The organism is Providencia burhodogranariea DSM 19968, from assembly GCF_000314855.2.
Taxonomy (GTDB): Bacteria; Pseudomonadota; Gammaproteobacteria; order Enterobacterales; family Enterobacteriaceae; genus Providencia; species Providencia burhodogranariea.
Map to the genome: position 1 here is coordinate 1,953,163 of NZ_KB233222.1, position 10,594 is coordinate 1,963,756.

General features: G+C 37.3%; 7 protein-coding genes. 1 reads left to right on the forward strand and 6 read right to left on the reverse strand.

Annotation, left to right across the window (positions count from 1 at the left end; all coding sequences use genetic code 11):
- Positions 1-164: 164 nt before the first annotated feature.
- The 5 genes from OOA_RS08380 to OOA_RS08400 form a co-directional block, all read right to left on the reverse strand.
- Positions 165-1,715: a fructose PTS transporter subunit IIA gene (locus OOA_RS08380; RefSeq protein WP_008911711.1), complete on the reverse strand. Its 1,551-nt coding sequence runs from the start codon at positions 1,713-1,715 to the stop codon at positions 165-167.
- Positions 1,716-1,733: 18 nt separating this feature from the next.
- Positions 1,734-4,319 (reverse strand): glycoside hydrolase family 38 N-terminal domain-containing protein, encoded by a 2,586-nt coding sequence (locus tag OOA_RS08385; protein WP_008911712.1) that lies wholly within the window; start codon positions 4,317-4,319, stop codon positions 1,734-1,736.
- 98 nt (positions 4,320-4,417) lie between these two features.
- A complete protein-coding gene (locus tag OOA_RS08390; RefSeq protein WP_008911713.1) occupies positions 4,418-5,533 on the reverse strand; it encodes a PTS fructose transporter subunit IIC in 1,116 nt (371 codons plus the stop codon).
- Positions 5,520-5,840 carry a PTS fructose transporter subunit IIB gene (locus OOA_RS08395; RefSeq protein ID WP_008911714.1) on the reverse strand — a complete coding sequence of 107 codons (321 nt, stop codon included), beginning with the start codon at positions 5,838-5,840 and terminating at the stop codon, positions 5,520-5,522. Before OOA_RS08395 ends, OOA_RS08390 begins: the two co-directional genes overlap by 14 nt.
- Positions 5,841-5,863: 23 nt before the next feature.
- The gene (locus OOA_RS08400) at positions 5,864-6,307 is read right to left on the reverse strand and encodes a hypothetical protein (protein WP_008911715.1); all 444 of its coding nucleotides are present in this window, start codon (positions 6,305-6,307) and stop codon (positions 5,864-5,866) included.
- Positions 6,308-7,491: 1,184 nt separating this feature from the next.
- Between OOA_RS08400 and cycA the strand changes: the two genes are divergently transcribed.
- Positions 7,492-8,895 carry a D-serine/D-alanine/glycine transporter gene (gene cycA, locus OOA_RS08405; protein WP_008911716.1) on the forward strand — a complete coding sequence of 468 codons (1,404 nt, stop codon included), beginning with the start codon at positions 7,492-7,494 and terminating at the stop codon, positions 8,893-8,895.
- Positions 8,896-8,975: 80 nt separating this feature from the next.
- Here cycA and putP read toward each other — a convergent pair whose 3' ends face one another.
- Positions 8,976-10,460, reverse strand: coding sequence for a sodium/proline symporter PutP (gene putP / locus OOA_RS08410; protein WP_008911717.1), 1,485 nt, complete (start codon positions 10,458-10,460; stop codon positions 8,976-8,978).
- Positions 10,461-10,594: the final 134 nt, after the last annotated feature.

A 10,594-nucleotide genomic window follows, 5' to 3' on the forward strand; every position in this document is an offset into this window, starting at 1 on the left:
GACATATGACTAAGTTTATTTTTTTGACAAAGTCATTCCTATTCTTTTAATTTTTAAATTTAAAAGAATCACTCATTAGTTAAATATTGCCATTTTTTTAATTGCAAATTTCTTTAGCAATATTTTTATATTTATCTTAAAAGGTTATTATTTAAATAAACCTGCTATAACTCTAGTTCTTCTTTTAATAAAGTAACCACTGTGGTTGGGCTTTCTGCTGTCATTATTTGCTCACGAAATGATTCGTGCATTAATTTTCGAGCTAGCGAAGAAAAAATTCGCATATGTTGATTTTCTTCATTTCCATTAATCGTCAACATAATGATTAATTTGACATCAACATTATCTCCCCAAGCCAATTCTTCAGATAATCTCAATACAGAAATACTGCTGTGCTTAACTGCTAATGATTTGCAATGAGGGATCGCAATGGAAAACCCTAATGCAGTACTGAAAATTTCTTCACGCTGCCAAATAGCCGATTCAACTTGTGAACCTGAATCTGTACGACCATTAATTTCTAAGTTATCAGTTAGTGCCTTGATAACGTCATCTTTACTCATCATCGTTTTATCCAATAAAACCAATGATGGAGTTAACACCGATATATCAGGATCATTTTGTTCATTTAAGAGTAACAAACAAGACTGCTTTTCTTTTTCAATCGTTAACCAATTTTCTGCACGAGTGTCCGGCTCAACAACTAACGCGTCATAACGTGAATCCAACAATAAGGAATGTGCATTTTTTAGCGTTTCAATTACATCACCACTAGCACATAAGAGCGGAATTGCATTTGTTTGAGCTAAAATAACAGTATGTGACTTTTCTGCTCCTTGAGCCATTACCACACCTTGTAAATAATGACTCTGCAATGTCAATAGCTGCCCCGGTGTTAGCAGCCCTTGGCATACAACGATAGAATTTTCTTTTAATTCAGGCAGTTGAATCATGTCCTTAATACTTAAATTTATTGCAATCCGTAATCCTAAATCTTTAATATCCAATTCACGTTGGCGTAAATATTCGCTACTACTTTCACGGAATGGCAGGCTTAACTCTTCAATTGCCATTGCCAATGCTTCTACTTCATTACGTGCTTGATTTTGCCCAAGTAAGCATGCTTCAACGTCTTCATCATCAAGTAACTGACTTTGCGCCTCTAATATATTGGCAATCTCACCTTCAACACTTTGAATATCAAGGCGAAGTTTTTCGCGTGCAAGATGTAATGCATTTTTAAGTGCTGCAGATTGCTGTATTAACGAACCGTCAGATTCAGCTTGAGCCAAATGTTGTAAGTCTGGCGAACGAATAAAGACAACCTGACCTTTTGCTATCCCTTTACTAACACCTTTCCCACGTAAAATAGGTGATGTTGAACGACTTAAAAAAATAGGAAGTACTTGTTGCTCTGTAGCCTGTTCATGAACTATTGGCGAGTCACAATGCATAAACTCTTGTTCAATAAATAATTTAAGCTCGTCATAAGCAATAGTTTCATCGGCTCCTTCTATTTGGAAATAACATTCATCACCCATCGTGACATCGGCACCAACTAATGCCAAAACACTTTTGGCATTAGCTTGACGAGATTTACTTTTATTAAATAATGTTATTTCTGATTGAAAATTCGCGATCTGTTGCTCCAATGCATTAGCAGGCCTAGCATGGATACCATTGGGAAGTTCGCAACGAAAAGAAAATGTTTGCATAAATGATACCTTTAATAATTAACTAATTAGCCAAGACACTGGTGCACAAGGTGCTGCACTACCCGTATTAGTACACACAGATTCAGCTAACGTAACTTGTTGAATCTTTGTGTTGAACTTAGGTGACTCATACGTTATTAGCTCGAAACTAGGGTTCCAGCTGCGTAATATTAGTGCATCTTCATTTTGAGCTTTTTTTAGCGTACTAAAATGTAAATCACAATCCCAAGTCAAAAGGCTATAATTTTCTGGAAAAACAATGCCATGAGGATTCATCTTAAATTGTGACCAACCTGAATCCAAATAACCAAAAGCAGGCAAACGCCAATGTTCGACATCGCGCCAAAAATCAGTATGTTGACCTTGATGCATTGGCAACACAGCAAAATGAAAATGATGAATACCCTGAATTTGTGAATCCGGTGATGGTAAAACCATGCCTGATGCCCGCCCCGGACGCCAAGTTAGATTTGCTTGACCTAACCAGCCAACACTACGGAATAAGGTTAATCCAATTACATCTGTACGAGAGGCTGGAATTTCATACTCACGCAAGCCTTCGGTGACAATACAAATGCCATGTTGATCATTGTGCTGCATAACCAGACTTTGCATTGGATATAGCGCTGTCGGAGCTTCGGTCCAATTTTCATCTTGCCAAAGCGCTAATGCTGCTGGCTGATTTTCCCTCTGAATCAAACCAAATGGTTGATCGGCAAAATGGAACTCTTGTTGGATTTCGGTTGGTATTTCAACTTGTAAGCGGTGATCTTGGGTCGTGTTATTGACTATAACTTCAACATCTAACCACGGATTATTATGTGGTAAAGATAGCTTCATAGTCGTTTCTAAAATTGCATTTAACTGGCGTTCTTGGCGAGCCTGAGCATTTTGTGGTACTGGCATTTTCCAGCTCAAGATAAAGCTATCCATTAATGGTGCTCTAATACATTCAAATTGATGTAAATGCCCATCACTACTAATTAACCAATCTTCTTCTGGAGGTGAATAATTGTAATTATCTCCAGAATCCCCACCATCGATTAAACGTAAAATATGCGGATAACACTGCTTGTTGCGTTTATCAATCAATGTCAGTTCGCCTTGATTAATTTCGAGTTTTAACCATTGGTTTTCTAATATGGTTTGCTCTTGTATTTGAGGCTCAAATTCAAAGCCAGCTGCTTGCCCTTCTTGAAGGTAAAACGTGCGATAGCCACAAGAAGGTAAATCCGTTACTTCAAGTAAGATTTCACATTTGCGATACCACGTTGTTGTCGTGCTATTCGCTAGTTCTTGAACTATCAATGACATATCTTGTGGTTGTTCTTTAATTAACTGCCAACGACATGCTTTACCATTGTGATCTTTGATGCAGAAATCAGTTTCTGGTGTATATAAGGTAATTTGAACCTGAGCATCACGCTTATGAGGCAGTGAGTTGAAAACAATGATTTTTTTTCCTTCTTGTGTTGCTTCAACCCCTCTCGCTAACATTTTCATATTGAGATCATACAATTGGTTTGCGCTTTCTAACCCATCTTTTAATCGCCCTTTAACCATACTGTTGACTCTATCTGAGTTACATCCACCAATGCTGTCATGTGCATGGGATTGCATCGCTTCACGCCAGATATTTTCCACTACTGTATGAGGGTAAGGTAACCCTAATCGCCAATTGATTGATAATAATGGCTCTAGTTGCTGGCTCACAAATTGCTCTAGCTGAGCATTGAGTAATTTAATATCCATACGGGTGGAGAAAATTCCACGATGTACGCGCATATATTTAGGGCTAAGCAACTCCCCACTAAATTCAGGCAGTTGTTGACCTTTTGCTTGTAAAGCTTCGAAGAAAGTACTGAAGCTACTTTTCACAAAATAATACTCTTTTTGCTCTGCGTTCAAGCGCTCTAACATAGCGGGGACCGCATATTCAAATGGCGATTGGTCATTGCCATTTGGTAATAAAATTTGGTCTGAATACACAAAACGAGCTTGTTTTTCAAGGATCGTTGGTAGCACGGTTAATGCTTTTTCTGTGTTATCTGGCAACCATTTGGCACAACCATATCCCCAGGGTAATACTGCTGTCGTAACATGATGCCCTGAATGGGATTTCCAGATAAATTCACTATTTGCAACATCATGTTCGCACCATCCACGCCATACGACAGCATGCTTAATGCCAAATTCATTTAAAAATAAAGGAAGCTGAGCACTTTGTCCGAATGAGTCAGGTACATAGCCCACAGGCATGTAACTGCCCCAAGCTTCACAATCTGCTCGACCTAAAAGTAAATTACGTACAATAGACTCCGCACCAACAACTAAAAAATCTGTTTGGGTATACCAAGGCCCAATAATAATTCGACCTTGTTTAATTAATTGTTGTAAGCGCTCACGCTGTTCTGGTGCAATTTGTAAATAATCTTCCAATACCACCGTTTGTCCATCGAGAATAAAAGGACCGAGGGAAAGGTCTTTTTCTAAATGATTCATTAAATCATTCATAAAATAATAAAGAATAACTTTAGAATCATTTTCTGTGAAATACCATTCACGATCCCAGTGTGTATGTTGAATTAAATGTACGGTTTTCATTTATATAACCTTTAAATAATCTTTTTTTAGGATGAACGGATTCATAACGCTATAAACGCTAATTAACATATTATTAATTTAATAATATAATGACGCGATTAACGCCCTACTTTAAATTTAGGAACAGCTTCTGTTTTTTTAGTCTCAACGGGTTCAGCTCCACGGAAAATTAATAATGATCCAACTGTAATAATTGCAGAGCCAACGGCTACTGATAATACATATATCGGCCATTTATCTACCGCTAGCCATCCATAAAACCCAGAAATAGGTGCATGATTTAATGTACCAAGGCCTACTGCCATTGCAGCACCAGTTGCAGAACCAATAATATTAATTATGATAATTTTTGGATTCGCTAAAGCAAAGGGTATTGCACCTTCTGAAACACCAATCAATCCCATTAATGTCGATGCTTTTCCTGCTTCACGTAAAGATTCTGGGAAGCGTTTTGCCCATATTAAAGTTGCTACACCAATACCAATCGGCGGAATAATAATGGCGACTTGAGCCGCTGTATTAGGTTCATAAATTCCCGATGCTAGCAATGCCATAGCAGTGGTGACGGCTGCTTTATTTATAGGCCCACCAAGGTCAAAACCTACCATAGCACCAATAACCATCGCTAAAATAATCTTGTTAGAACCAGACATGGATAATAACCAATTTTCCATCCCATGGTTAAGCGCAGCTAAAGGAGCGCCAATCACAAATGCCATGATACTACAGGTTAATAATGTTCCACCCACGGGTAAGATAAAGATTGGTCCTGCTGAGGCCAGTGATTTTGGCAATTTGATATATTTAGCCAGTAATCGAACCATATATCCCGCAATAAAACCAGCCGCTAGCGCCCCAAGAAAGCCGGTTCCTAGATTGCTTGCCAGTAATCCCCCAACCATACCTGGCGCTAAACCTGGCTTATTGGCTATCGCAAAACTGATGTAACCCGCGACAATAGGTAACATTAATGACAATGCTAATCCACCAAAGCCATCAAATTTATGCAGCATCTGAATGATAACATTGGTTGCTTCTGCATGACTTGAATCCCAAATATTATCAATGCCATACATAGATGCGCCGATACGAGAAATCCCCATAATCACCGCCCCTGCAATCACGAATGGCAGCATCCATGATACACCGGTCATAATGGCATTTTTGATCTCAGTACCAATACCTGGTGTTGAGTCCCCTTTAAATTTCACCATTATTGATCTCCTGCTCTATTGCATCAAAAATGGCATCTCCATGTTTAATCGGGTCTGCCACACTGCATTCAAGTTTGATCATGCCATCAAAGCGCTCTCTATTAATAATGGCGACATCTGCGGCGAGCACAACAGCATCTGCACGCGCTAAATCCTCATCTGTAATTTCATTTTCAACACCCATGCTTCCTTGGGTTTCTACCTTTACTTCATGCCCTCTTTTTTTTCCTATAATATCAAGAGATTCCGCAGCCATATAAGTATGAGCAACTCCTGTAGGGCATGCCGCGACACAAACTATAAACATAACAACTCCTTGAAAAATTTAATTTAGGTAATAAAAAAGCACAATGGCAAAAATGCGCATTGTGCTTTTAAAAGCTTCGATAGTGGACAGTCAATATTTCCAGGTGCACCACTTGAGTGACGGCAAGCCATCAGTTGGCGTAAACTTGAAACAAGAGATAAAAATAATAACTCATAACGTTTGCGAGTTTTCAGCGACGTTAATTGTTTAGATGAAACTTTATTTTCAATAATTTCAACTGTATTTGAACACAATGAAACACAAAGTTTTTGAGCACTCAGCCATAACTGAGACCAATTAGTTGAAATATCAATATCTAACTGTTGGTCATTAGTTGATTCATCGTTTTCTAAAGAAGAAATAGGAACAAACCAACAGATTTTGCTCAAAATAGCTCTAGCTTTGCAATCAAAAGAGAGCAAAAATAGAAAGCTTATTTTTATTAATGATGCAAAACCTGAGATCATAGAATTCCTCCTGAAGATTAAAACGATTCTAATCTTAAATGAGAATTAATTACTGTGATTCCACGCTCATTTATGACATTTATATAACAAAATATAAAATCATGTCCGTACTTTATTTTTTATTTCATAATAAAACAGCCGAAAATTAAAAGTTTAAGATGTTTTTATTTTAAAAAATAAAGCCCAACTTTATTTTAATATTTGTTATTTTACTTTTAAATAATATTTAATTTTAGATGAAATAAATAAGCATAAGATATTGTGAATTTAACAATTTAAAAAGTTCTTAATTCAATGATATTGATTTTTATTTATTTCAATTAAAAACAATCGTAATCCTTTTAAAATCAACTTACCGACAAATACCATATCGTTTAAATTTAACTTAGAGTTCAATATAACACCACTATTTTCAACTTTTAAAATAAATAAAAGCCCCACTCAATTAACTATAGGCCAGATAATACGCTGCTATTTTTCGACTACTTACCCAGTTTAATTTCTATTTTTTATAACAGCGAAATGCACAACACTCTCCAATTGCTGTTATGGCTCAGTCTATACAATAGTGTAGAGTCCATTCTTTAAATTTGTTATCGAAAAGAGACTATAGTGAGTGACGACGGTTTTTTTCCTGTTCTACTTAATGGCATAAGATGATTTTTGCTTTTCAATCTGCCTCTAATATCCTTATCTAGTTAAGCGGCTCGATTAAAACTAGAATGTATTTTCTACCTAGTACACTCGCTTCTAAAAGATACGAAAGAATAGTTTCTTGGTAGAAATCATTGAAGCTTTACGGGTAATTTTTATTCTTCATATCGGCGTTGCTCAAACTGAATAGATATGAAGAAAATCATCGCTGATGAGCCTATGCCCCACTTTTTTATTTAATCCTCAGAAAATTCTACCAACTAGGCCTAACAACCTAATGAATTTTATTTAACGCCTAAGATTTAGCGCAATCAATATTATTCTGCTATTTTTATTAAGATAATTAAAATTTAGTTATCAATGTTAATTAAATGTTATCATTGGATTAAGTAATCGCCACTTCGATGACAGTAAGTTAAGTTTTACTTACTCCGATTGATATTTATGTCACAATATTTCATGCAAACACTGTCACACAACTAAAAATACACTGTGACTGCACATTACCAACCTTCTTGGACAGATAAGATATGGAAGAAAACCAACCCTCAACGCAGATCAATTCTTCTGCGGACAGAAATCAGTTAAAACGCAGTCTGAGCAATCGCCATATTCAGCTTATTGCTATTGGTGGCGCTATCGGTACTGGCCTATTTATGGGATCAGGTAAAACTATCTCCCTTGCGGGTCCCTCTATCATCTTTGTTTATATGATCATTGGGTTCATGTTATTTTTTGTCATGCGCGCAATGGGAGAACTGCTGCTTTCAAACCTTAATTACAAATCTTTCAGTGATTTCTCTGCTGACCTTATTGGTCCATGGGCCGGTTTTTTTGTTGGCTGGACCTACTGGTTTTGTTGGGTTATTACAGGAATTGCAGATATAGTCGCGATCACTTCCTATGTAAGCTTCTGGGCGCCAGGTTACCCTGAATGGATAACTTCATTTATCTGCGTTGTCACTCTATTAGCACTTAACTTAGTTTCGGTTAAACTTTTCGGTGAAATGGAATTTTGGTTTGCGATGATAAAGATTGTCGCCATTATTGCTTTAATTGCGGTAGGAGGCACACTTATCGCGATGAATTTCCAATCTCCAGCAGGCCATACTGCATCGTTAAGCAATATATGGAATGATGGTGGTATGTTCCCAATGGGGATCAGTGGTTTCTTTGCGGGTTTTCAAATCGCCATATTTGCTTTCGTCGGTATTGAATTAGTGGGAACCGCGGCGGCTGAAACTCGCGACCCAGAAAAATCTTTACCGAAAGCTATCAATGCTATCCCTTTTCGGATCATCACTTTTTATGTGTTGTCATTAATCGTGATTATGGCAGTCACTCCATGGCGAACTATTTTGGCCGATAAAAGCCCATTCGTAGAGATGTTTGTTTTAATCAGCCTTCCAGCTGCAGCTAGTATTGTTAACTTTGTGGTATTAACATCAGCTGCTTCTTCGGCTAATAGTGGGGTATTTTCAACCAGCCGTATGCTATTCGGTTTATCAAAAGAAGGTAATGCGCCAAAGCAATTTAGCCGTTTGTCAAAAAAAGCAGTGCCAGCAACAGGCTTGATATTTACTTGTATTTGTTTAAGTTTTGGTATTGTACTTATCTACTTTATACCAGATATCATGCATGCTTTTACACTTGTCACCACCGTATCGGCAATTCTATTCATGTTTATCTGGAGTATGATCTTATGTAGTTACCTAAAATTTAGGAAAAATCGTCCACAATTACATAAGGCATCTCACTATAAAATGCCAGCAGGTATCGTGATGTCTTGGATTTGTCTAGCATTCTTTGCCTTTATGGTTGTTATACTGGCCTTTCAACACGACACTAGACAAGCTCTCATCGCGACCCCAGTTTGGTTCATTATCTTATTTATTGGCTATAACGTTGTGAAGAGACGTAAAAAACAACAATAAAATCATAGATTTTATATAAAAATAAAGGCCGAATAGCTATCACTATTCGGCCTTTACTGTTTTTATTGCAAGTCACTATTTTATTTCGTTTTGTATTCTGCTTCCGCTTCTTCAAAACGAATCTGAGCAGCAGCACTTGGGGCTTTTGTTATTAAACTTACGATCAAAATAGCAAGAGCAGCCAAAATAAATCCTGGAATAATTTCATACAGACCAAACCATTTGTATTTCATCCAAATAAGGACAGTCACTGCACCAACCAGCATGCCTGCAAGTGCTCCAGTTCTCGTCATTCGCTTCCACATGACGGACATCAAGACAACTGGACCAAATGCCGCACCAAAGCCTGCCCAAGCATTACTGACTAGCGCTAAAACTTTGCTATTAGGATCACGTGCAATATAGATAGCTATAGCAGCAACCAATAGAACCATGAAGCGCCCAACCCAAACTAATTCTTTTTGACTAGCAGTTTTACGAATAAAAGGCTTATATAAATCTTCAGTTAAGGCACTCGCGCATACTAATAATTGACAACTTAATGTACTCATCACGGCGGCTAAAATCGCAGATAATAAAATACCTGCAATCCATGGATTAAATAATATTCCCGCTAGCTCCATAAAAATGCGCTCGTTATTAGCCATTACGGATGCCGATAATGCCGGATTTAATTCAAAATAAGCAATACCGAAGAAACCAACAGCGGTAGTTCCACCAAGACAAAGTATCATCCATGTCATGCTAATACGTCGAGCTGAACGAATAGTATGATGTGAATCAGCAGCCATAAAACGCGCTAATATATGTGGTTGACCAAAATATCCGAGCCCCCAACCTAACAATGAAATAATCGCCACAAAATTCAATCCCTTAAACATGTCGAGATATTCAGGATTTTTGGCTTTAATCACATCAACCGCGGTATCAAAACCGCCAAGTGAAAGAATAATCACAACAGGTGTTAGGATCAGGGCAAATATCATTAATGATGCTTGTACAGTATCAGTCCAGCTTACTGCAAGGAAACCGCCAAGGAAGGTATAAGCGATAGTAGCTAGTGCCCCTAACCACATTGCTTTTTCATAGCTGATATTAAAGGTGCTTTCAAAGAGTAATCCACCTGCAACAACCCCAGAGGCACAATAAATAGTAAAGAATACTAGAATAACAACGGCAGATATAATACGTAATATTTTACTATTATCTTCAAAACGACTGGTAAAATAATCAGGTAATGTTAATGCATTATTATTCTTTTCAGTCTGTACCCGTAAACGCCCCGCTACGAAAAGCCAGTTTAGATAGGCACCTAATGTCAGCCCTATCGCAATCCAGCTTTCTGAAATTCCCGCGATGAAAATTGCACCCGGTAGACCCATTAATAACCAACCACTCATATCCGAGGCTCCAGCAGATAATGCGGTTACCACACTACCTAAACTTCGTCCTCCGAGAATATAGTCATCAAAGTTTTTTGTTGAGCGGTATGCTAAATAGCCAATAAGTAACATACCAGTAATATATATCACGAACGTGATAATCATCGGTGTGCTTGCAGTCATCCACCTTCTCCATAAAATAGTTATATTTATTAAATGTTATTTTTTATTTATTAAATAACTTGCACGTTCAGATTTGTTGCAATTAATTGCACATGTGCAGATTAAATAATAATTTTTTTGTATATTTTAATTAT